A 23,098-nucleotide genomic window follows, 5' to 3' on the forward strand; every position below is an offset into this window, starting at 1 on the left:
AGAGGACTACTATGAAATTGATCGAATTCCTGCAGAAGCACACCGCAACAATACCGCTGGGCGGCGGAGCGGATGAGCAATTGCGCACGGGCACCGACCAGGCGGTGCGTGACGATCTGCGGTTGGTGCAGGCCACCAATAATAGCTTATTCAAAGTCTACTTTGTCGTTTTGATCGTCATCGTGGTTTTGACAATTTTCACCGCCCTCACGTTTCACCAGGAGATGGGAGGGATGGCGACCGTCCTCGGAACGGGTGGCGTCATTCAGGGGGGGCTGGTCTTAAAACTCGCCAACGTCTGGATGGACAAGGCCCGGATCGACATTATCGCCACGCTCGCCATTAAGCTGCCGCCAGACAAATTACAGCTTGTGCTGAGTGACCTGTCAAAGCAGTTACGAAAATAAGTTTAACTGCTTCAACTTTAAACGCTTCAGGATAATGCTTACCGTTCATGGGCACCTCCCTTTAAGCCATCTTAAATGACTCTGAGGTGTCTGTTAAACCTGTGGCGATTCACGCAGCTAAATGACAATGTGTTAAGGTAATCCGCGTTACGCACCTGAACCAACTCACGCCAGTGTGCCCCTGGTAAGCCTTCCGTCGTTGCCCTTCAGGGCGTAAAACGACCATTTAGCGTTGTGCGGCTACGTCCAATGTTTTGAAGCATACATTTGCCACACATTTTATAATGAATGGAGGTAACATATTCACATTGCAGCGCATATTGGGTCATTCGAACATACAGCAAACGATGACCAACGCACACTTCGCACCGGATTTTCTGCAAGATACAGTGACGCTAAATCCGGAGTCTGGAATGCCCATAATGCGTCCATAAACCTGAGTTAATTAGAGCGAATTAGAGCGATATGAGTAATTTAAATCACTGTAATACAACAGAAAACCACACTACTTCGGAGGATACCAGGACCATCATTGGTCGCATTCACTCCTTTGAATCCTGTGGCACCGTTGACGGCCCAGGTATCCGTTTTATTACCTTTTTCCAGGGCTGCCTGATGCGCTGCCTGTATTGCCATAACCGTGATACGTGGGACACGCACGGCGGTAAAGAAGTGACCGTTGAAGAGTTGATGAAAGAAGTCGTCACCTATCGTCACTTTATGAACGCCTCCGGCGGCGGCGTTACCGCATCTGGCGGTGAGGCTATTCTGCAGGCGGAGTTCGTTCGCGACTGGTTCCGCGCCTGTAGGAAAGAGGGTATTCACACCTGCCTCGACACGAACGGTTTTGTCCGTCGTTACGATCCAGTGATCGATGAGCTGCTGGAAGTGACTGACCTGGTCATGCTTGACCTGAAGCAAATGAATGACGAGATCCACCAGAACCTGGTGGGCGTCTCTAACCATCGCACGCTGGAATTCGCCCGCTACCTGTCCACGAAAAATATTAACGTGTGGATCCGCTACGTCGTCGTACCGGGATGGTCAGATGATGATGACTCTGCACATCGGCTGGGCGAGTTTACCCGTGATATGGGCAACGTCGAGAAAATTGAGCTGCTGCCGTATCACGAGTTGGGTAAACACAAATGGGTGGCGATGGGTGAAGAGTACAAACTTGATGGCGTTCATCCGCCGAAGAAAGAGACCATGGACCGTGTAAAAGGCATTCTCGAGCAGTATGGTCATAAAGTGATGTATTGATATTGATGTATTAATGAAGCAAAGCATGGATGGAATTTTGCGACATGGAATGTTCGCGCTTCTGTTACACTCCAGGAAGCTCCGCCCCGGGCTGATTCCGGGCCGGGGCTTTGTTAGTTGTATAACGATGACAATACTCGCGCTCTTCTACGATAATACCTTTGCACGCTGTAATGAATGCAATCCCTACAGCCAAAGCGATATCGATGCACGACGCTCAGCACCGCTCAACACCCGAATGGGCAATATTTATAAAGTTGCGAATGCTAAAATCTGCGCCGACGCAACTGAGCGTTTCCCCCTTCCCATAAATAGTCAAAAAGAGTCGTCCTGGGCCTATACCGATGATCGTTGATTTAACCGACAGCGATCAGGTTGCAGCCAGCGTCTACCTGTCAGGCCGTTAAAGGAGATAATTATGCGCTTACTTATTTCAGGGATTTTACTGCTGTCCAGCCAGGGCCTGAATGCCGCTACCCGCTGCGATATTAGCGCCATTGTGCAGCATGTGTGGCCGGATGCAAAACCGGCAGCGGAAGGTACGATGATCACCCCAGCTAATCAGGTTATCGATATCACGGGCAATTCGCCGCAAAGCGCGATTTGTCGCGTCTGGCCTGCCCAGCCTGAATTGACACTTGCCGCTGTCCCCCTGATGTCCCAGGAGAAAATCGACTATGGGCACAATGGCGATCTGGAGTTGCTGGTGCTCAACTCTGTCACCCTGGAGGTTAAACAACGATTACTCCTGCCAGAACGGATGAGTGATGATGCTATCCGCATTACGGGTATCGCCCTTGATACCGCACGCTGGAAAGTGGCTCCCAACCAAACCGCCTTTGGTCTGCACATTACCCGTAGCGGCAGCTCGCGCGTTAATCCGATTGGTGAAGATGCGCTGTCGTTGTACGTCATTGAAAATAACCAACTACGCCTGGTATTAGCGGGGATAGCGCTGACGGCTAACAGCGGCGAATGGGACGGAAACTGTGCTGGAGAGTTTAATGATATCAAACGTACCCTTGCTATCGGCTCCTCTTCCCATAAAGGTTACGCCGATATCCGTGTCAGCGAAAAAAGTGTGGCATCCACAGCCTTTATTGATGCTAAAGGTGAATGCACTGCCAAGGATACACTGGGTAAGGCCACCGGGACCCTGCACTATGACGGGAAACAGTATACCGTCCCGCAAACGCTGGCACCGTTGGAGTAAGATCTTTACGACATAAAATTTTCCGAAAGCGTATTTGCCGCGTGCTCGACCGAAAAAATACGCTTCTTATGCGCTTTGCTGCATTCCGCATAGCGCTCATCCAGTCCCTTCAGCAGCACAGCAGGTTGTAGTTTCCAGCCTGAAAGATAAGCCAGGCGTCAAGAAAAGTACCTCGAGCAAATAAATACGTACGTCATGCTGTTAATGCGGTTTTTATGCTTACTTAAAGACGCCGTTTATCACGGAGGTGACAATTGCGGTACTCAGTGCAATTAACACCAGATCCTCACCGACAATCCGCCATTCATAACCCGGATAAGCCGGTAATTGCCCTAACATCGATGAAGGCACCATTTTCTTTGCAATTCCCGGAGGCAGAGGCTTGCCACGGGCGAAGTTTTTCGCAATACCGGGAGGAAGCGCTTTATATCCGGTTAAACCGTAGTTGAGTGCCAACGACCGTGCGCGATCGTAATTAATCCGAATAGAGACATCATCGTTGACATCCTTTTTGTCCGACTTGGGCTTATTCTCATGATTTTGTTTATTTCCATGGTTTGCGGAATTTCCATTACCATGATTGCCGCTGTTGCTTTTACCGCCGCCATTCCCGTTACCCGGATCGGCGATAACCGGAGCAGAAGCGAATGTTAAAGACAACACCACCGCCAACGCGGTAGTGAGAAAACGACGTGTTGACATGATTACTGCCTTTTAAAAGAGATACCTGATTGAATTATCGTTTCTCAGAGGAAGTAAACAATGCGTAAAACTCTTAGATATGACGCCATTAAAAAAGCCTGTTATTAACAGGCTTTTTTTGGTCAGGCGTGCGCCACGGGGGTTGGATGTTCTCCAGCCTTACGCAGTAACATGAGCAGATAAATAAACGACACGCTGGCAATCATGATAAACAGCAGATTATCTGAATAATTTTGCATCAGCATGGCCGTAAATGAGGGGCCAAGCAGGCTACCAACGGTATAGCTCATCAATAACGCCTGATTCATCGCAACAAGTTGGTGCTGTCCGACCTTTTCACAGGCCCAGGCCATCGCCACCGGGTAAAGCGTAAAACCGGCAGCACCCAGAATAAACAACGCTGGCGCCATCGCAGCCTGCATCATCATGGCAAGACTGCCGAGGATCACCACAAAAACCTGTACACGTAAAACCAGTAGTCGACCAAATTTATCCGCCAGACGGCCTATCGGCCATTGTCCCAGAATACCGGCACTCACCAATACCGCCATCCAGAAACCGATACTGGCATTACTGATCCCCTGGTGCTTGAGATAAAGCGGCATCAGACCGTACAGAGAACCCAGCACAATTCCGGAAATAATGCAGCCATTCACGCCCAACCGCGCCTGGCGCAGCTTAAGCATAGAGACAATCGGCGTCGTGCTTTGGCCTTCAGACTGCTGATTCAGAATACGGGTAAAGAGCAGCGGTAAAATCCCCGCCAGAATCATACCGGTTACCCAGGGCAGCACGTTCATCAGATCCGTCGGCACTTTACTGACCAGCACCTGGCCAAGAAATGTCCCCACGTAATAGACCATCATATAGGCAGCAAGCAACCGGCCACGGTTTCGCGACGTGCCGCTACACATCAGAGCGCTTTCGACGACGACCCAAATCATGGCGCAACCGACGCCCGCGATAAAGCGCCAGGTCATCCAGCTCCAGAATCCGACCATCACTCCCAGTCCTACGCAACCGGCGGCAAAAATCAGCGACGCGATGTAATAGCTGCGATTAAACCCAAGGCGCTTAATTAAATATCCGGTGAGTAATGTCCCGACCAGGTTCCCGGTAAAGTAGGACGAACTGACAATCCCGACCTGCCAGGTCGGCAGTTCTTCCTGGGCGAGCCATAGCGGAACGAGCGTGTTTAATACCGCTATCGCCAAAGTCAATAAAAGCAGGCCACACAGCAACAGCATGACAGGCCGGGTATAGATGGACATGGATAAAAACCGTGAGGAAGTTCAAATTTCATGCGCATCATGCCACCGCCAAAAACATTGTCAATCGGCGAAATCAGCGGCGTGGCGGGGTTTCAGGGCTATCGATTTGAAATACTGATTCTTAACATGAATGAATAGAAAGTGATAAATCTCAGGTTATTGTTTTAATTGATCTAAGACAAAATTGCCCCGTTTCGCTCAGTCGAAAAATTTCATAGTCCCGGCAGCATTTTTTTTCCGTTCTATGCTTTGAATGAACCTTATGCACCTGAATGAATCAGGGCGCATAGTTGACTCAAGCAAGGAGAAGAGAATGACCAGACCTTATGTTCGTCTCGATAAAAACGACGCCGCGGTTCTTCTGGTAGATCACCAGGCCGGACTACTCTCACTGGTCAGGGATATTGACCCTGATAAATTTAAGAATAACGTGCTCGCACTGGGCGATTTAGCCAAATATTTCAAGTTACCCACCATTCTTACCACTAGCTTCGAAACAGGTCCAAACGGCCCGCTGGTCCCCGAATTAAAAGCACAGTTTCCCGATGCACCCTACATTGCGCGTCCAGGCAACATCAACGCCTGGGATAACGAAGACTTTGTGAAAGCCGTCAAAGCGACAGGAAAGAAACAGCTGATTATTGCCGGCGTGGTAACCGAAGTGTGCGTGGCCTTCCCGGCGCTGTCTGCCATTGAAGAGGGTTTTGACGTATTCGTGGTGACCGATGCTTCAGGGACGTTTAATGAAATTACCCGCCATTCAGCGTGGGATCGCATGTCGCAAGCTGGCGCACAGTTGATGACGTGGTTTGGCGTGGCGTGTGAATTGCACCGCGACTGGCGCAATGACATCGAAGGGCTGGCGACGCTGTTCTCCAACCATATTCCGGACTACCGCAACCTGATGACCAGCTACGATACGTTAACCAAACAGAAATGACCATCCTGGATGGTTGAAGCGTAAAAAAGCCACCCTAGAGGGTGGCTTTTGCACTAACGTCTTATCTGAAAAAGCGAGACTATTAGGATAGTTAACTGGTTATGACATCCATTATCAAAGAGGACGCATACACTCTTGTACTGCAGTTCCTGTCCATCCTCCCACTTGGTACACAGTACCATCATTCGGTGAAGCTATATTATGTCCACCTTGATAGGATGTAGAAGACCATAACCAAGAAGCTGACCATCCCCAGGTCGTTAAATTACCCCATTCAGACCATAGGTTCCCCACAGCCCTGGAGCCAGTGCCACCAACAGAGGCATTCGTCAACTTTTCTATTGGTGGGAGTATTGCTCCATTACTTGTACACCATGCCTCTGCGCTGTTGTAATCTGCCATAACCGTGCTGGAAACAAACCAGCTGGTTACTGTGAACGTATATTTCAGCGTCAGGCCCGTCGCTTTAGGTGTGGCCAAAATGACCACTGTTTTAGTAGCGCTTTCTGGAGCGCCCCCCCCAAAGGTCACAACGCCTCCTGCGCTCACCGTAGCCCAGCTTGCTTGATCGCTCGTCCAGGTATAGTCAGAAGCAACGTCCCCATCAGGCATATTCAACGTGAAGTTTGCCTTATCAAACCCCGTTGTCGGGAAGCCCGCATTATTCGCAAACGTATGGCCATTAACTGTTACGTTTTTAAATGTTCCAGGCACAAACTCCACTGTATCGCTCATTGATAATATCTGCTCACCGTTATAAAGAGGTTTCAATGTTAACGTGTCAGCAATCAAGCCCTTTATTGTCGCTGTATAGGTCCCTGGTGTAACGGCATCTTCCGTAATACTGCTCAGTGTATACTCGCTTGCTTTCGGTGTTTTCTCACCACTGTCTTTCACCTGGATCATCAAAGCACCGGTCTGCGCAAGTCCCGTAATCGGATTATCAAACACATCCGCCAGCTTCATGGTCAGAGTGCTGGTCTCCGTATTATCCGCCTTCACCGATTTCGGATTCGAACTGAAAGTCGACGTTGCTTCTGCAGGTTCGCCCACCGTCAGCGTCACAGTCCCCGTCAGAGCAGTATCACTGAGATTTTTAATGACACTGTCATTTAACTTCGGTGTCACCGTGTACACATCCACAAGCTGCCCTTTCAAGGTCGCAGTGTAGGTTCCCGGCACAGTACCGCTTTCCGTCACGGTGCTCACTGTCACCTTGCCCTCTGCTGGTGCAACACCGGCGCTGTTTTTTACATCCAGCGTCAGATTGCCTGCGATACCCGTCACGGCGTTGCTGAACTTATCCCTGGCCGTCAGGGTCAGCGTACTGGTCGTGGCATCATCCGCCACAATCGAGTCCGGGCTCACGCTAAACAGCGTGACGCTGCCATCCACTGCGCCAGCCGTCAGCGTGACATCTGCACTCAGGCTGCCGATGGTACTGCCGCTGAACGTCGGCGTGATGGTGTATTTATCCGCCAGCTGTCCTTTCAGCGTTGCGGTGTAGACACCAGCAGTGCCGCTTTCCGTCACAGCGCTCAGCGTCACTTTGCCTTCTGCTGGCTCAGCCCCATGGCTGTCCTTGATGCCCAGCGTCAGGTCTGCCGCAATGCCGCTGATGGCGTTGCCAAACTTATCCTTCGCCGTCAGGGTCAGCGTACTGGTCGTGGCATCATCCGCCACCACGGATGTCGGGCTGGCCACAAAGGTCGTTGTCGCCCCGTCCGGGGTGGTGCCAGCCGTCAGCGTGACATCTGCACTCAGGCTGCCGATGGCACTGCCGCTAAACTTCGGTGTGACGGTGTATTTATCCGCCAGCTGTCCTTTCAGCGTAGCGGTGTAGACACCCGTAGTGCCACTTTCCGTCACAGCGCTCAACGTCACCTTGCCTTCTGCAGGTGCAACACCGGCGCTGTTTTTCACATCCAGCGTCAGATTGCCTGCGATACCCGTCACGGCGTTGCCAAACTTATCCTTCGCCGTCAGGGTCAGCGTACTGGTCGTGGCATCATCAGCCACCACGGACGTCGGGCTGGCCGCAAAGGTCGTTGTCGCCCCGTCCGGGGTAGTGCCTGCGGTCAGCGTTACCGTTGCGTTCAAGGTACCGAGCGCGCTGTCGTGGTACAACGCTTTGACGGTGTAAACCCCTGCAAGTTGTCCTTTCAGCATTGCGGTGTAGGTACCAGCCGTACTGCTTTCTGTCAGATCCGTCAGCGTCACCTTACCTGCCGCAGGTGCATTCCCCTGGCTATCCTTCAACTCAAGCGCCAGATCTGCAGCCAGGCCCGGGATAGGGTTCCCAAAGGTATCCTTCGCGGTCAACGTCAGCATACTTGTGGTTGTGTCATCCGCAATAATCAGAGTCGGGCTGGCTACCAGCGTTGACTGCACACCATCGGGGGTTGTGCCCGCTGTCAGCGTGACGGCTGCGCTCAAGTCACCAATAGCAGTACCGTTATTTTGCGGTGTCACCGTATACGTGCCGACCAACATACCTTTCAGGGTTGCCGTATAGGTTCCCGGCACAGAGGTACTTTCCGTCAGGGCCGTGAGCGTCACCTTACCTTCCACTGGGGACTGATTCTGGCTGTTTTTGATATCCAGCGTCAGATTCACCGCAATCCCGGAAATGGCGTTGCCGTTCACATCTTTGGCTACCAGCGTCAGGGTACTGAAGGCCACGTTGTTTGCCACAATAGATTCTGGAACCGCGACAAAGGTCGTTTTTCCGCCATCTGGCGTACTGTCTGCCGCCAGAGTCACCGTATCACTGAGATCACCCAACGCAGTGCCATTTTGCATCGGTTTCACCGTATAGGTATCCGCAAACGTGCCGCTCAGCATTGCTGTGTATACCCCAGAACTGCCACTTTCAGTCATGGCACTCAACGTTACTTTGCTGCTATCCGGTGCCTGACCGTCGCTGCCCTTTACATCCAACGTCAGGCTATCACCCAGACCGCTAATGATGTTGCCGAACTTATCTTTTACCGTCAGCGTCAAGGTACTGGTTGCTATGCCGTTTGCGACAACCGAATGCGGGCTAGCCGTAAAGGTCGTGGCACTGCCCGTATCCGGTGCACCTGCGGTCAGGGTAACGCGACCGCTTAAATCCCCAATCACAGTACCGTTGTTCTGCGGCGCGACGGTATAGATGCCCGCTAACTGGCCCCGTAGCGTCGCGATATAGGTACCCGGAACCGTGCTACTTTCCGTGACGGTGCTCACCGTCACTTTGCCGCTAACGGGTTCGACGTTCTGGCTGTCTTTCACCGTCATTTCCAGGTTACTCGCGAGACCCGGTATAGCGTTGCCATACTTGTCCTTCGCCGTCAGCATTAAGGTGCTGGTGGTCATGTCATCCGCCACGATGGAGTCAGGGACAACCGTGAAGGTAGACAGGGAAGCATCTGGCGTGGCGTTCGCAGTCAACGTGACATCCGCGCTTAAGCTACCGATGGACTCACCATCAAATTTCGGCGTAACAGTATATGTGCCCGCCAACTGCCCTTTCAGCGTCGCCGTGTAGATTCCCGGCGTTGCGCTTTCGGTGAAAGAACTCAGTGTCACCTTACCGGCTGCCGGAACCGAACCTGTACTGTCTTTTATCTCCAGCGCCAAGGAAGAGGCGATACCTGCAATAGCGTTACCGTACACATCCTTCACGGTCAGCGTTAGGGTGCTAAGAGTGCTGTCATCCGCCGCAACAGAATCCGGATTGGCAATGAACGAGGATTGCGTTCCATCCGGTGTGGTGCTCGCGATCAATGTCACGTCCGCAGCCAGAGAACCAATACTGTCACCGCTCAATTTCGGTGTGACGGTGTAGGTATCTGCCAACTGTCCTTTCAGGGTGGCAGTGTAAGTACCTGGTATCGTGCTACTTTCATCCAGATCGGTAAGTGTAACTTTTCCTTCAGCCGGTGTTGTCCCTGCGCTGTTTTTTACCTCCAGCATAAGGTCCGCCGTTCTGCCAGTCATGGTGTTGCCGTACTCATCCTGGATCGTCAGCGTCAGAGTACTGGTAGCGACATTATCAGCAACCACCGAGGCCGGTGCCGCTGTGAAAGAGGACTTAGCTGTATCTGCTGTCGTGCCAGCCGTCAGCGTTACATCCGCGCTCAGTGTGCCGAGATCCGAATTGTTGTATTGTGGCTTCACGATATAGATGTCCGCCAGCGTACCTTTCAGCGTGGCGGTATAGACGCCAGTACTTCCCTGCTCTGCCAGGTTCGTAACGGTCACTTTACCGGTGGTTGGTTCTTCGCCTTTGCTGTTTTTCACTGACAGTGACAGGTTAGCCGCGAGTCCACTGATAGTATTACCGTATTTGTCTTTCGCACTCAGCGTGAGAGTGCTGATAGCAGTGTTATCTGCTACAACTGAAGCCGGACTTGCCACAAAGGTTGAGGTGTTGTCTGTATCCGGCACACCCGCCGTCAATGTGACAGAATCACTCAGACTGCCAATCGCCGTGTCGTTAAAGAGCGGTTTCACCGTATAGACACCCGCCAACGTCCCTTTCAACATCGCGGTATAAGTACCCGGCGTTGCCGTTTCGCTGACTTTGCCGAGCGTTATCTTACCGGCAGCCGGTTCTAGCCCCTGTTCATCGGTAATACTGATTTTCAGCGTTCTGGCAATACCCGGAATCGCGTTACCATTCACGTCTTTTGCCGTCAGTGTCAGTGTGCTCATCTCAATGTTGTCGGCGACCAGTGTCTGCGGATTAGCCACAAACGTGGATGTCACACCATCAGGGGTGCCAGTCATTAACGTCACGGTGGCACTCAGGTTACCGATAGCACTGCCGCTGAACTGAGGTTTCACGGTGAACACCCCTGCCAATGTTCCTTTCAGGGTCGCCGTATAGGTGCCCGGCGTGCTTTCACTCTCCTTCAGGCTACTGAGAATGACCTTACTGCTGTCCGGTGTTGCGCCACTGCCGTTTTTAACTTCCAGAGTCAGACTACCGGCAATATCAGCAATAGCGTTGCCATACGCGTCTTTCGCGATGAACGTCAGGGTGCTCGAATCCGTACCGTTGCCCGTCACAAGAAGCGGAGTTGCCTCAAAGGATGACTGCACGCCATCAGGCGTCGTATCCGCCGTCAGCGTCACCGTCGCGCTCAGGCTACCAATGGACGTGTTGCCGAACGTCGGTTTCACGGTGTACACACCTGACAGGGTACCTTTCAGCATCGCAGTGTATACCCCTGGCGTCGCTGTTTCAGTCACCTTGCCAACCATTACTTTTCCTGTTGCTGGTACCTTATTCTGGCTATCTGTGACGCTCATTTTCAGACTAGCTGCGATTCCGCTGATGTCGTTACCGTTTTCATCTTTCGCGGTGAAGGTCAGCGTGCTCATGGCCGTGTTGTTGGCGATGATCGATGTCGGACTTGCCGTCAGAGTTGACAGCACACCATCCGGTACCGTGCCCGAGGTCAATGTCACCGTGGCGCTAATCTCTCCGATAGCGTTGCCACTCAGTTTCGGTGTGATGATCCAGTCACCGGATACTTTACCTTTCAGAGTGGCAGTGTAAGTGCCCGGCGTAGCTATTTCCGTGAGCGACGTTACCGTCACACCGCCATCTGTTGGTGCGTTACCCTCACTGTCTTTCAATTCCAGGGTCAAGCTACTACCCTGCCCGCTGATGGCGTTACCAAACGTATCGCGCAGCGTCAGAATAAGGGAACTACTCTCCATATCATCTGCCGCAATGCTTGTCGGTGTTGCCTTGAAGCCTGACAGACTTCCGGACGGCGTACTGCCCGCCTTCAAGGTGACGGTGGCACTCAGGCTGCCGATAGCACTGCCACTAAGTTTCGGGGTCACTGTGTAAGTGTCTGCGAGCTGCCCTTTCAGGGTCGCGGTGTACGTTCCCGGCGTGGCACTTTCTACCAGATTACTGAGCGTCACTTTACCGGCGACTGGAGTGGAGTCCAGGCTGTCCTTCAGGGTCAGCGTCAGATCGGAATCCCTGCCCGTCATGGCATTGCCGTTTGCATCCTGGATCTTCAGCGTCAAGGTACTGACAGCGCTGTCGTCCGCCACAATGGAATCCGGGCTGGCCGCAAAAGTTGAATTCGCCACATCAGGCGTGGTGTCCGCAGTCAAAGTCACGGAATCACTCAGGCCGCCGATGGCGCTGCTGTCAAGTTGTGGTGTTACCGTATACGTGTCCGCGAGGATACCTTTCAGCGTGGCGCTGTAAATACCTGGCGTCGCCGTTTCCGTAACACTACTCACCGTCACTTTGCCGCTGACTGGTGCCGCGCCTGCGCTGTTTTTCACACCAATACTCAGACCGTTCAGCCCACGTATTGAGTTGCCGAAGGTGTCTTTCGCCGTAAACAGCAAAGTGCTGGTGGCAGAATTATCAGCAATAATGCTGTGTGGCAGTGCCCTAAATGTCGACTTCGCCGCATCCGGTGCGGAGTTGGCTGTCAGTGTCACCGTATCGCTTAAAGTACCAAGCGCACTCCCATTGAGCAGCGGTTTGACGGTATACACGTCGGCAAGTTGACCTTTCAGAGTCGCCGTCCAGGTACCCGGTGTACTGCTTTCGCTCAGGTTACTGACGGTCACTTTACCCTCAGCTGGAGTGGCCTCCAGGCTATTCTTAACCTCTAACGTCAGACCACTCAATCCGCCGATGGCGTTACCGTTCGCGTCTTTCACCTGCAAAGTTAACGTACTGGTCGTCGTATCATCCGCTGCGATGGATTTCGGGCTTGCACTGAACAGGGATTTACTGCCATCCGGCGTACTTCCGGTCGTCAGCGTCACCGTGTCAGACAACATCCCAATAGCGTTACCGCTGAACTGCGGTTTCAGCGTATATGTTCCCGCAAGTGTCCCTTTCAGGGTCGCGGTGTACGTTCCCGGCGTGACACTTTCACTCAGACTGCTCACAGCCACCTGCGTGGACGACGGCGTACTGCCTCCACTGTCTTTCACACTGATACTCAGGTTTCCGGCCTGGCTACTCATCACGTTGCCATTTGCGTCTTTTAGCATCACCGTCAGGGTGCTGCTCGTCGTGTTATCCGCCGCGATGGATTTCGGGCTGACGCTGAAGGACGACAATGTTCCATCCGGCGTACTTCCGGTCGTCAGCGTCACCGTGTCAGACAGCGTCCCAATAGCGTTACCGCTGAACTGCGGTTTCAGCGTATATGTTCCCGCAAGTGTTCCTTTCAGGGTCGCGGTGTACGTTCCCGGCGTGACACTTTCACTCAGACTGCTCACAGCCACCTGCGTGGACGACGGCGTACTGCCTTCACTGTCTTTCACACTGATACTCAGGTTTCCGGCCTGGCTACTCATCACGTTGCCATTTGCGTCTTTTAGCATCACCGTCAGGGTGCTGCTCGTCGTGTTATCCGCCGCGATGGATTTCGGGCTGACGCTGAAGGACGACAATGTTCCATCCGGCGTACTTCCGGTCGTCAGCGTCACCGTGTCAGACAGCGTCCCAATAGCGTTGCCGCTGAACTGCGGTTTCAGCGTATATGTATCCGCAAGCTGGCCCTTCAGAGTCGCAATATAAGTCCCCGGAACCTCGGTTTCCGTGACGGCACTGACCGTTACCTTCCCAGCTTCTGGCGTACCGCCCTGACTGTCCTTCACTGCCACCGTCAGGCTGGTAGCAATTCCGGTAATGGCATTGCCGTTCGCATCCTTCACTTTCAGCGTCAGCAGACTCTTCGCCGTGTCGTTCGCAACAATTGACTTCGGCGTGGCACTGAACGTTGACTGATTGCCATCCGGCGTGTTGTCAGCTGTCAGCGTTACCGGAGCACTCAGGTTGCCAAGTGCACTGCCGCTAAACTGTGGTTTCACGGTGTAAACACCTGCCAGCGTCCCCTTCAGAGTAGCGGTATACGTACCTGGCGTGGCACTTTCCGTGATGGAGCCAACGGTGACCCTTCCCGTATCAGGGGGGGTATTGTTGCTATCTTTCACCGCAAACGTCAGATCTGCCGCAATTCCGGTGATGGCATTACCGCCCGCATCCTTCGCTTTCAGGGTCAGAGTACTGGTCGCAGTATCATTCGCCGTGATGGAGGACGGACTGGCGCTGAAAGTAGACTGCGTGCCGTCCGGCGTGTTACCCGCCTTCAGGGTGACCGTGGTGCTTAAACTGCCGAGCGCACTGCCACTGAACTGTGGTTTCACAGTATAGATTCCTGCCAGCGTCCCTTTCAGGGTTGCTGTGTAGGTACCTGGGGTCGCACTTTCACTGATACTGCCCACTGTTACTTTATCTGCGGCTGGCGTGCTGCCGCCGCTGTCCTTCACGTTCAGTGTCAGGCTGGATGCAACGCCTTTTACCGCATTACCGTAAGCATCCCTGGCAACCAGCGTCAGTGTACTGATAGCAATATTGTCCGCCGCCACAGAAACTGGTGCAGCGCTGAACGTTGACTGAGCGCCGTCCGGGGTGGTATCAGCTGTCAGCACCACCGCATCACTTAAGCTGCCAATGGCACTTCCTTTATACTGTGGTTTTACTGAGTATGCCCCGGCAAGGGTACCTTTGAGAGTGGCGATGTAGGTGCCCGGTGTCGCACCTTCGCTGATGCTGCTCATCGTCACTTTATCTTCAGTTGGCGTAATACCACCGCTGTCTTTCACCGCAAACGTCAGGTCTGCCGCAAGCCCGGTGATGGCGTTACCGCCCGCATCTTTCGCCGTCAGTTTCAGGGTGCTGGTCGCGGTATTATCTGCCGCCAGCAGCTTCGGACTGGTACTGAAGGTAGACTGCGTGCCGTCCGGCGTGTTACCCGCCGTCAGGGTGACCGTGGCGCTTAAACTGCCGAGCGCACTGCCGCTGAACTGTGGTTTCACCGTATAGATTCCTGCCAGCGTCCCTTTCAGGGTTGCTGTGTAGGTACCTGGGGTCGCACTTTCACTGATACTGCCCACTGTTACTTTATCTGAGGCTGGCGTGCTGCCGCCGCTGTCCTTCACGTTCAGTGTCAGGCTGGATGCAATGCCTTTTACCGCATTACCGTAAGCGTCCTTCGCAAACAGCGTCAGTGTACTGATAGCAATATTGTCCGCCGCCACAGAAACTGGTGCAGCGCTGAACGTTGACTGAGCGCCGTCCGGGGTGGTATCAGCTGTCAGCACCACCGCATCACTTAAGCTGCCAATGGCACTTCCTTTATACTGTGGTTTTACTGAGTATGCCCCGGCAAGGGTACCTTTGAGAGTGGCGATGTAGGTGCCCGGTGTCGCACCTTCGCTGATGCTGCTCATCGTCACTTTATCTTCAGTTGGCGTAATACCACCGATGTCTTTCACCGCAAACGTCAGGTCTGCCGAAAGCCCGGTGATGGCGTTACCGCCCGCATCTTTCGCCGTCAGTTTCAGGGTGCTGGTCGCGGTATTATCTGCCGCCAGCAGCTTCGGACTGGTACTGAAGGTAGACTGCGTGCCGTCCGGCGTGTTACCCGCCGTCAGGGTGACCGTGGCGTTTAAACTGCCGAGCGCACTGCCACTGAACTGTGGTTTCACCGTATAGATTCCTGCCAGCGTCCCTTTCAGGGTTGCTGTGTAGGTACCTGGGGTCGCACTTTCACTGATACTGCCCACTGTTACTTTATCTGCGGCTGGCGTGCTGCCGCCGCTGTCCTTCACGTTCAGTGTCAGGCTGGATGCAATGCCGCCAATAGCATTACCGTTAGCATCCTTAGCAACCAGCGTTAGAGTACTGGTCGCGATGCTATCAGCAGCAATAGTGATCGGGCTGGCTGTGAATACAGACTTATCGCCATCCGGCGTCCGTACCGCTGTAAGCGTCAACGTGTCACTTAAACTGCCAATAGTGTTGCCACTGAACTGAGGAACTACCTTATAGCTTCCAGCAAGCGTGCCACTCAGCGTAGCCGTATAAGTACCCGCCGTCGCAGTTTCCGTCATAGAGCTGATGTTAATACTGCCTGTCGCAGGCGTCTGTCCCTGGCTGTCCGTGACGATCGCGGTCAGGTTACCAGCCACACCAGTCAGCGCATTACCGCCAACATCTTTCACTGTTAGCGTCAGTGTGCTGGTAGTAATGCCGTCGGCCACCAGCAGTTTCGGACTTACGCTAAAAGCGGATTGTCCGGCATCAGGAGTCGTACCCGCAGTCAGTGTCACCGTATCACTTAAACTCCCGAGTACGCTGCCTTTATATTGTGGTTTCAGGGTGTATGTATCGGCCTTCGTACCTTTCAGCGTGGCGGTATAGGTCCCGGCAGTCGCGGTTTCCGTTATGCTGCTGATCGTCACACTCCCCGCAATCGGAGCAGCGCCATGGCTGTCAGACACGGATACCGACAGGTTACCCGCTATACCTGACAGTGGACTGCCAGAGGCATCCTTCACCACCAGCGTCAGTGTCGATTCCGCCGTGTTATCTGCCAGCACCGTTTTTGGGTTGGCAGCAAAAGTGGACTGTCCGGCGTCCGGTGCGGTTGGCGTAATGAAGAAACGTACTGCATTGAGCGCCGTTTTTCTGACTACAGGTGTCAGCGTCAGCAGTTCAGGTTTCGTACCTGCAGTGACTGTCACTTCATAAACACCGGATGATTTACGGGTAAATGCCGATACGGTGGCATCTGCCACAGATGATCCACTCACCCTTTTTGAGGATGCCTGAAGCGCGCCAGGTGATACGGGAAGTTCCGCGATAGCTGTAGTCAGCGTAATATCACTCAGCGGCACATCCACAGGTTGCTGCTGATCGTTAACCAGTGTCAGTGTCGCCACGCCCTGGGTTTTACCGTCCGCGGGTAGATAGCTGGTTGTCGGTGAAGATTTCAACGGTGACTCAGGCAGGAAGTGGGAATTTGCCACACTGATCTCCGCCGTATTGACCGTTATCTGGGTATCACTCGGTGTAGAACGGTTATCGTTGTTGTCGACTGCCACACCGGTGACCAGATAAGTATTATTAGCCCCCTGCGCGCTTTGCCAGGACGGCAGCAAAACATCATAGCTGGTCGTGGAATTAGCAATAATTTTACCGCCTGCCGCGAGTAAACTGGCTGCGGACCAGTCGATCCGCTTCACGCCATGCTTGCTGTTCACGGTAACGTCCAGGGATTTTCGCTCTCCTCCGTTACCGGTCACCAACGCCGCAGTTTTTAAGCGAATGACCTCCTGCTTACGGTACTCAAGGACAATGGAATTGTTACGTTCGACCAGGTCATAGCGACTGCCGTTTAGTGTGTGCATTGCTGCCACACCATCCGGATCGATCTGGTGAGTCCACGGCACCCCTAGTTGATAATTGAGGTCAAGACCCACGCGGGTCTCGTTATCATCAGCACTGCCCTGCCGCTGTTCCGCATTCAGGGTAATCAATGGTACTGGGGTGTAGTTCAGTCCAAGAGTGATAGCGTGCGGATTCCTCTGGCGATCGTCTTTATCAGACAATGCAACTTCGTCACCGTAGTATTGTTCATAAACAATTTTGCCCCCCAGTTGTGGCAACGCAGGCAACCAACCTTCCGCACGGACATCCCAACCGTTCGCCGGACGTTCATCGTAATCTTCCACATCAGGGGAATTTTTCCAGTTGCTTAACCGCTGATAGCCATTGGCACTGAGTTTGAGGAAATCACGTCCATATTCGAGGCCAAGTCCCATGCGGGAATGATTGCGGGACAGGTCATAATCCAGGAAAGTATTTCCTCCCACCATCCAGTTATCCGTAAAATAGCGCAAACCCAGTCCAAGGTTCGACTGGGTCCGATCATCCGTACGGTGGAGACTGCCTTGAGTGAACAGCAATGTGCTCTGCTGCTCCCATAGTGGTAGCAACAGATCGAACTCAGAGTTTTTGAGTGAAAAATTTTCGTCCATCCCGACCTGGACTCGCGCGGTACCGTAGCGACTCAGCATCTGCTGGAGACGACTGCTGGCCTCTCCCGTCACCATACCTGTGACCAGCGACTGCGCTGCCTGACCATCCGGACTGTTACTAAGGAATGAACCCGCCTGTGAGGCTAATCCGGCAATTTTTTGCTGCTGCTCGTCAGGAGCGTTGTCTGAAGCAGGGGTCGGTTTTTTCTGCGGCATTTTTGCAGCAGGGACATCCAGTTCATCCCCGGCCTGCAGGCCAGAAAAACCATGTGCAAAGGTTCTGAACTGATTGAGCTTACGCAGCTCTTCTAAGGTCAGATGATATTTTTTCGCAATGCTCAGGACCGATTCGCCACGCCCCAAGGTATAAACCTGCGTGCTGTGCTCAACGGCGTCGGCACTCACGCTCACGGTACGCTGAGCATGGACAATGGCAGGTGTAAACGCGCCGGCAAGCGGGAAAATAAACTGCAACAATATATTGAGCCAGACAATAAATCGAGCCAAACGGGTGCAACCATCAGCATCAGAAAAAGAGTCCATTCCAAAAGCAGCCTGTCGCTTCATTATTTCCACCAAAGATATTTAATATTGTCACTTACAACAAAGTATTATTCACGGCGTGCATTAATGACATTCACTGTGAAACTGTACTCATGTTCCCGCAGGTACTATCGAAACACTGATTGCCGAAAACTTATTTAAAAAACAATTAAAACAACCAGTTAATAGCATAATATTATTTAATAAACACAAAAAAGCCCCAAAGGAAAAAAACCAGGGTTATTACGTGAAAATGTAAGAAGGGAGCGGGGAGATGCAATAACATCACTTATTATAATATTAATCACTTATAATATTAATTACTTCGCACAACCTGAAGAAAGCAAAGCTATTAGATAATCTATTATGTGAAAAACTCAATGTTTTGCGGTAGCTATTCACATATCACATATTTACGGATGCAAAACCCCTGAACACTCGAACAAGCAACACTGATATATATTATATGCGGCCTATACCACGTTCAATAAATACTCGATCCAAAAATGGATCGCAATGCCACATTTGTATATTAACTGTTAAAAAAAGGATGAGTTGAAGATAAAATCATGAAATTCATTTTTTAAATATTGTTTTTTAATATTCTCTATTAATTAAAAAATAAAACAGAGCTAAAAAAATATTTTCACTGGGCAGGTTTATTTCTTAAAAGCGCTTTTCAGTGGGGATGACAGCGAGCGAACAGTGCAAAAGGATGGTGCCGACGCTTGTGTAAGAAAGCCGCAATGCAGACACTGCGGCTTTTGTAGATGCTTAGCTGGCGACCGCCATGCCTACAGTCATATGAAGACCATAGAACACGCCACGGCCAATCAGTTCACCGACCAACAGCAGGATAAACGCGACTGACAGCAGCGGTACTGCGGGTTGATACCCTTTGAGTTGCGGCAGGATCCAGCAGCACAGCGCCACAGCCAGCAGCACCATACGCCAGGCCATTAATGAACCGTAATCCGGCACCAGCGCAGACGCCTGCTGAATCGAGCTATGGATCGTCGCCAGTTCAGCGCCCTGCATCACGGACATCATGGCACTGACAACCAGCGCCAGTACAGAAATCACCGGTAACAGTCGCATTGCCCATCCGTCCACACCCGCCACGCGCAGCAGCAGATAACCCAATAACGGGCCGCCCATGAACAGCGTCAGGAAGAAGCCTAACGGAGTCCACACACTGTACCAGGTTGGTACGGTGTCGATGGTGTTATATACACGTACCATCATCCAGACAAAGACAACGCCCAGTACCATCGTCGCAACCAGCCACAGATTACGCAATGCTGGAGAAAGTTTCCTGGACAGAGCCAGTAACCAACCGATCCCACCAATGGCAAAGAAGAGAGAGCCACTGGCAATTTCATTACTGAGCGCTGAAGACCCCACACGATTAAGCGAGTTGAAGGCGCGCATCGGTGAACCCAGATGGAGCATAGAAGCAATAAAACCAATGCCCATCAGCACCCACAGGCCAAACATACAGGCAATGACTCGCTGCTGAGATTCAGCACGCAGCTCCCCTTTCATCAGCGCTAATGCCATTACGATAAAACCGCCAGCCACACATTGTCCGAAGACCGTGAAGATCATTAGCGGCCATTCATGCCATCCACTTCCCATCTTACACCTCCTTCGGATTTGCCAGATAACCGGTGGTATCTCCGGTCGGGCGGCTATTGGCGTTAGGTTTGATAACAATACTGGGCTTCGTGAAATGCGCGCCCGGTAACGGTGCGACAGCGGCCAGATCGCCATGTTTTTTACGCAACTCTTCAATGGGACCGAAGTCCAGCGCGCGCAGCGGGCAGGACTCCACGCAGATCGGCTTTTTACCGTCGGCGACACGATCATGACAACCATCGCACTTGGTCATGTGACCTTTGGCGGCATTGTATTGCGGCGCGCCGTACGGGCAGGCCATATGGCAATAACGGCAACCGATGCAGACATCTTCGTCCACCACCACAAAACCGTCTTCACGTTTATGCATCGCACCGCTTGGGCAGACCTTGGTACAGGCCGGATCTTCACAATGGTTGCAGGCGATGGAGACATAATAGGCAAAGACATTCTGATGCCATACACCGTTATCCTCCTGCCAGTCGCCGCCGGCATACTCGTAAATACGACGGAAACTGACGTCCGGGGTTAAATCTTTGTAGTCTTTACAGGCCAGTTCGCAGGTTTTGCAACCGGTGCAACGGCTGGAATCAATAAAAAATCCATACTGGGTTGTCATCGGTTACTCCTTAGACCTTTTCAACCTGAACGAGGTTGGTATGTGACGGATTCCCCTTCGCAAGAGGCGACGGACGCTGCGTTGTCAGAACGTTAATACATCCGCCCTGATCCACGCGTTTCGCATCCGGGTCATACCAGGCCCCTTCACCCAGGGCTACAACGCCGGGCATCATACGCGGCGTAACTTTGGCTTCGATATGAAGTTCACCACGGCCATTGAAGATACGTACCTTGTCTCCGTTTTTGATGCCACGTTTTTGCGCATCCATCGGGTTAATCCACATTTCCTGACGGCAGGACGCTTTCAGCACATCCACGTTGCCATAGGTAGAGTGCACGCGAGACTTGTAGTGGAAGCCCGTCAACTGCAGCGGATAGTCTTTGGTCAACGGATCGTTGTAGCTTTCAAAACCCGGCGCATAGATCGGCAGCGGATCGATCACATCACCTTCAGGCAATTCCCAGCTCGCGGCAATCTCTGCCAGCGCCTGCGAGTAGATCTCGATTTTACCGGACGGTGTCGTCAGCGGATTAGCCTGTGGATCTTCACGGAACGCTTTGTAAGCCACGTGATGCCCTTCAGGATCGCGCTGTTTGAAGATCCCTTGCTTGCGGAACTCGTCAAATGACGGAAGCTCCGGCATGGCTTTGCGCGACTGCTCGTACAAATGACGCATCCACCCTTCCTGGGTGCGCCCTTCCGTAAACTGTTGCTCTACCCCCAGACGTTTTGCCAGCTCGCTGGTCATCTGGTAGATCGTCTTACATTCAAAACGGGGTTTGATGGCCTCATCGGTGAAGATCACATACGACATATTCCCGCAGGAGGCATCCAGCGCAAAGTCCATCTGTTCGGATGCCGTGCAGTCAGGCAGCAAAATATCGGCATATTTCGCTGAAGAGGTCATATGGCAATCGATGACGACAATCATTTCGCACTTCTTGTCATCCTGGAGAATTTCATGCGTGCGGTTGATTTCCGAGTGCTGGTTAATCAGACAGTTGCCGGCATAGTTCCAGATCATTTTGATCGGCACATCAAGCTTGTCTTTACCACGCACGCCGTCGCGCAGCGCGGTCATTTCCGGGCCACGTTCAATCGCATCCGTCCACATGAACATCGAAATACTGGTTTCTACCGGGTTCTCCAGCGTCGGCATACGTTCAAACGGAACGTCATAAGAGCCTTCGCGCGCGCCAGTGTTACCGCCGTTAATGCCTACGTTGCCGGTCAGTATCGCCAGCATAGAAATGGCACGCGTCGCAATTTCACCATTCGCATGGCGCTGCGGCCCCCAACCTTGCGAAATATAGGCCGGTTTAGCACTGCCGATTTCACGGGCCAGTTTCACAATTCGCTCAGCCGGAATACCGGTAATTTGCGCTGCCCATTCAGGCGTTTTCGCAATACCGTCTTTACCTTGCCCCAGAATATAAGCCTTATAGTGGCCATTTTTCGGCGCGCTGGCAGGTAAGGTTTTTTCGTCGTAACCCACACAATATTTGTCGAGGAACGGCTGATCGACCATGTCTTCGGTAATCAGTACGTACGCCAGCGCATTAACCAGCGCCGCGTCGGTACCCGGACGAATCGGGATCCATTCATCTTCTCGCCCTGCCCCTGTATCGGTGTAGCGCGGGTCGACGATGATCATACGTGCATTTGATTTCTGACGTGCCTGTTCGAGGTAATAGGTTACCCCGCCCCCGCTCATGCGGGTTTCGCCAGGGTTATTACCAAACAGGACGACGAGCTTACTGTTCTCAATATCAGAAGGGCTGTTGCCATCCGCCCAGCCGCCGTAGGTATAATTCAGTCCGGCCGCAATTTGCGCAGAGGAATAATCCCCATAATGGTTCAGATACCCACCGCAGCAGTTCATCAGACGCGCAACCAGCGTTTTACCTGGCGGCCATGAACGTGTCATCGTACCGCCGAGCGTACCGGTGCCGTAGTTCAGATAGATTGACTCGTTGCCATAATCTTTGATCAAACGTTGCATATTGGTCGCGATGATCTCGTAGGCTTCATCCCAACTGATACGCTCGAATTTGCCTTCGCCGCGCTTACCGACGCGTTTCATCGGATATTTCAGGCGGTCAGGATTATAGACACGTCGACGCATAGAGCGTCCACGCAGGCATGCGCGTACCTGATGTAATCCTTCGTAATCATCATCACCGGTGTTATCGGTTTCAACGTACTTGATTTCCCCATCCACCACGTGCATGCGCAGTGGACAGCGGCTACCACAGTTTACCGTACAGGCGCTCCAGACAATTTTTTCGCTGGACTGAGCCGGGCTGATAGCTTCAGCGGCATTCGCAATTCGGGTAAATGGCAGGGTGAACGCGCTGCTGGCCATTGCCAGTCCGCCTATCGCCGTCGTTTTTACCAAACCACGACGACTCACCTCAGTTGCCAGTACGGCATCGGGGATCTTAGTTTTCATAATGGCTCACTCTGCTGCTCACATAACAAAAGCAAAACTTCGTTGTGTAGTTATTTATATATCGATTTCATCGCTATATAGATTTGTATATAATGAGTGTGATGAAGTTCAGCGAAATGTGCTGGGTTTCATACGAAGCCAGTATTACCTCTAAGGGGGTATGGATTATTGTTCGGTATCAA

General features: G+C 52.5%; 10 protein-coding genes and 1 pseudogene. 5 read left to right on the plus strand and 6 right to left on the minus strand.

The window, feature by feature from the left end:
* Positions 1–11 precede the first annotated feature (11 nt).
* From P2W74_RS14970 to P2W74_RS14985, 4 genes and pseudogenes are all read left to right on the plus strand, one after another.
* Positions 12–407: a hypothetical protein gene (locus tag P2W74_RS14970; protein WP_276292226.1), complete on the plus strand. Its 396-nt coding sequence runs from the start codon at positions 12–14 to the stop codon at positions 405–407.
* Positions 408–655: 248 nt separating this feature from the next.
* Positions 656–841, plus strand: a pseudogene (locus tag P2W74_RS14975) (tyrosine-type recombinase/integrase); the annotation flags it as partial.
* 31 nt (positions 842–872) lie between these two features.
* Positions 873–1,670, plus strand: coding sequence for a pyruvate formate lyase 1-activating protein (gene pflA / locus P2W74_RS14980; RefSeq protein ID WP_276292227.1), 798 nt, complete (start codon positions 873–875; stop codon positions 1,668–1,670).
* A gap of 418 nt (positions 1,671–2,088) precedes the next feature.
* Entirely contained in the window at positions 2,089–2,883 is a 795-nt protein-coding gene (locus tag P2W74_RS14985; RefSeq protein WP_276292228.1) for a PA3715 family protein, read from the plus strand.
* A 219-nt stretch (positions 2,884–3,102) separates the two neighbouring features.
* Here P2W74_RS14985 and P2W74_RS14995 read toward each other — a convergent pair whose 3' ends face one another.
* Together P2W74_RS14995 and P2W74_RS15000 are read right to left on the minus strand one after the other, a co-directional pair.
* Complete coding sequence (locus P2W74_RS14995) at positions 3,103–3,585, minus strand: anti-virulence regulator CigR family protein (RefSeq protein ID WP_276292229.1); 483 nt, start codon at positions 3,583–3,585, stop codon at positions 3,103–3,105.
* A gap of 122 nt (positions 3,586–3,707) precedes the next feature.
* Positions 3,708–4,856 (minus strand): MFS transporter, encoded by a 1,149-nt coding sequence (locus P2W74_RS15000; RefSeq protein WP_276292230.1) that lies wholly within the window; start codon positions 4,854–4,856, stop codon positions 3,708–3,710.
* A 313-nt stretch (positions 4,857–5,169) separates the two neighbouring features.
* On the opposite strand from P2W74_RS15000, the gene ycaC reads away from it, so the two are divergent.
* Positions 5,170–5,796, plus strand: a complete 627-nt coding sequence (gene ycaC / locus P2W74_RS15005) for an isochorismate family cysteine hydrolase YcaC (protein ID WP_043001201.1) — start codon at positions 5,170–5,172, stop codon at positions 5,794–5,796.
* 114 nt (positions 5,797–5,910) lie between these two features.
* Here the strand turns inward: ycaC and P2W74_RS15010 are convergent, their stop codons facing one another.
* From P2W74_RS15010 to dmsA, 4 genes are all read right to left on the minus strand, one after another.
* On the minus strand, positions 5,911–18,204 hold the full coding sequence (locus tag P2W74_RS15010; RefSeq protein WP_276292231.1) for an invasin domain 3-containing protein: 12,294 nt from the start codon (positions 18,202–18,204) through the stop codon (positions 5,911–5,913).
* A gap of 774 nt (positions 18,205–18,978) precedes the next feature.
* Positions 18,979–19,842 carry a dimethyl sulfoxide reductase anchor subunit family protein gene (locus P2W74_RS15015; RefSeq protein ID WP_276292232.1) on the minus strand — a complete coding sequence of 288 codons (864 nt, stop codon included), beginning with the start codon at positions 19,840–19,842 and terminating at the stop codon, positions 18,979–18,981.
* A 1-nt stretch (position 19,843) separates the two neighbouring features.
* Positions 19,844–20,461, minus strand: coding sequence for a dimethylsulfoxide reductase iron-sulfur subunit DmsB (dmsB, locus tag P2W74_RS15020; RefSeq protein WP_276292233.1), 618 nt, complete (start codon positions 20,459–20,461; stop codon positions 19,844–19,846).
* Positions 20,462–20,471: 10 nt separating this feature from the next.
* Positions 20,472–22,916, minus strand: a complete 2,445-nt coding sequence (dmsA, locus tag P2W74_RS15025) for a dimethylsulfoxide reductase subunit A (protein WP_276292234.1) — start codon at positions 22,914–22,916, stop codon at positions 20,472–20,474.
* Positions 22,917–23,098 lie beyond the last annotated feature (182 nt).

It is taken from the genome of Citrobacter enshiensis (assembly GCF_029338175.1).
GTDB classification, from domain to species: domain Bacteria; phylum Pseudomonadota; class Gammaproteobacteria; order Enterobacterales; family Enterobacteriaceae; genus Citrobacter_D; species Citrobacter_D enshiensis.